We start from the raw sequence: 1,253 nt of genomic DNA on the forward strand, positions 1-1,253 counted from the left end.
GCGGCAGCCGGTGTACAGGACCTCGAGACCCTCGTCGCCGTTCATGCACCGCCCGGTGCGGAACCGCTCGTCGAACATCTCGTACAGCGCGGGACGCCCGTCGCTCATGTTCTTCCCCTCCCAAGAACTCGATGACCGAACACTGTTCGGCACATCAGGAAGATTGAAGGATGAGCTACGGTCTCGGCAAGGAACTGTCGAATGGAGAGTCGTGGATCACATAGACCGCGTCCTGCTGGACCGGCTCCAGCAGGACGCCACCCAGTCCTACGCCGCGCTCGGTCAGGCCGTCGGCCTGTCCGCGGGCGCCGCCCACGAGCGCGTACGCAAGCTGCGCGAACGCGGCGTCATCCGCCGCACCGCGGCCGAGGTGGACCCGGCGGCGGTGGGCGGCGGCGTCCTGGCGTACGTGATGGTGGACTCCACGTCCTGGATGGGCGACTCGGCGCGGGACTTCGCCGCGCTCCCCGAGATCCTGGAGGCGCACGTCATCGCGGGCAGCGCCTCGGTGCTGGTGAAGGTGAGGACCGCGACCACCGAACAGCTCCAGGACGTGCTGCGCCGGATCTACGCGATCGACGGTGTCAGCGGGACGCAGGCGACCGTGGTCCTGGAGACCTTCTTCGAGCGCCCGGTCTCGCCGCACGGGGCGGTGGAGAAGCCCTCGGAATAGTTCCCACGGCGTCACCCGGCACGCCACCGAGAAGGACCCTGGGTGCCCTTCTGGCGCGCTGACGGGGGTGTGAGGCAGGGGGGATTGGCTCACAGGGAGTTCGGGGCCCACAGGGGCAACTGAAGGGCTTGTGGCCCTATGCGTGGAGTCGCGGTCCAGTATTCTGGAGTGCGTCGCGGCGCCCTCCCGGGTGTCGTGACGCGCGGCCCGGGGGGTCGTCTTTGGCCTGCCCGTGACCCGCTTCCCGAACCCGTGACCCGACCGCTCTCGCACTCCGGTGCGGGAGCGCGACTCGTCGTGCCCGAAAAGAGAGCATCTGTGACCGATTCAGGCGTCCGCACCTCCACCAGCGCCCCCGAGACCACCGACCTCGACGACATCCGGCACCTCGACGGCGACGGATCTGCCGCGCATGACGGACCCTCCGTGCACGACGGGTCCGCCGTGTACGACGCGGGCGCGATCACCGTCCTGGACGGCCTGGACGCGGTGCGCAAGCGGCCGGGCATGTACATCGGCTCGACCGGGGAGCGCGGCCTGCACCACATGGTCCAGGAGATCGTCGACAACTCCGTCGACG

Annotated in this window: 2 protein-coding genes and 1 pseudogene; 2 read left to right on the forward strand and 1 reads right to left on the reverse strand. The window is 69.3% G+C overall.

Annotated elements, in window-relative coordinates; genetic code table 11:
* Nucleotides 1-108 (reverse strand): annotated as a pseudogene (locus AOK22_RS43450) (SMP-30/gluconolactonase/LRE family protein); the annotation flags it as partial.
* Nucleotides 109-211: 103 nt separating this feature from the next.
* On the opposite strand from AOK22_RS43450, the gene AOK22_RS36330 reads away from it, so the two are divergent.
* Both AOK22_RS36330 and AOK22_RS36335 read left to right on the forward strand, forming a co-directional pair.
* Nucleotides 212-673: an Lrp/AsnC family transcriptional regulator gene (locus tag AOK22_RS36330; protein WP_055702943.1), complete on the forward strand. Its 462-nt coding sequence runs from the start codon at nt 212-214 to the stop codon at nt 671-673.
* A gap of 378 nt (nt 674-1,051) precedes the next feature.
* Nucleotides 1,052-1,253, forward strand: a 202-nt coding sequence (locus AOK22_RS36335; protein ID WP_157872400.1) for a hypothetical protein, incomplete at its 3' end; no start/stop codon positions are given.

The organism is Streptomyces silaceus, assembly GCF_001419745.1.
In the GTDB taxonomy this organism is placed as follows: Bacteria; Actinomycetota; Actinomycetes; order Streptomycetales; family Streptomycetaceae; genus Streptomyces; species Streptomyces silaceus.